The following is a 625-nucleotide window of genomic DNA, read 5'->3' as shown; positions in this document are numbered from 1 at the left end:
CCGGGAACTCACCCAGCTCATCAGCCGAGAGCTCCAGAGCCGCCGTGGCGTCCTCGAGAGCAACGACCTTGAACCAGTCACCGACCATGAACACGACCTTGCCGGCAGCAGTCTCACCCTCAGGCACCGTCACCGTCGCCGTCGCGAGCACCTTCTGGCCCTGCACCGGCGTCGACGTGCGATCCAGCGACAGAACAGTCGACGTCACACCCGTCCCACCGGTCTGCTTCACGACCACCGTCACGACAGCAGACGACGGGTTGGTCCGCCGGTCACCGGCATAGGCGAACGTCAGCTCGTGCTCACCCGGCACCAGACCAGCCAGCTCGAAGACACCCTCACCAGCAGCATCCAGGACAACCGTGCCGTCAACGCCCTCGCCGCTCACACGCACGTCACCCGACGGAACCACCGACGAGTCGATCGCGTCGACACGCACCGTCAGGTGCTCATCGGTCCCCACCGGACCAGACGGCTCAGTCACCGTGGTCTCGGTGTCGGCCTTGATGACTTCGTCGCCCTTGACGGTGATCGTGACCGTGACCGCGGATTCGTTCGTGTTGTCGTCACCGGCATAGGCGAACGTCAGCTCGTGCTCACCCGGCACCAGACCAGCCAGCTCGAA

1 protein-coding gene is annotated in these 625 nt (G+C 65.3%); it reads right to left on the bottom strand.

Annotated elements, in window-relative coordinates; all coding sequences use genetic code 11:
- Positions 1–625: Ig-like domain repeat protein (locus ACFPYL_RS24285; RefSeq protein ID WP_379160907.1), on the bottom strand; the 625-nt coding region annotated here is incomplete at both ends.

Origin of the sequence: Nocardioides hankookensis, from assembly GCF_042658885.1 — a bacterium.
GTDB lineage: Bacteria > Actinomycetota > Actinomycetes > Propionibacteriales > Nocardioidaceae > Nocardioides > Nocardioides hankookensis.
This window is presented reverse-complemented; position numbering and strand designations above follow the sequence as displayed.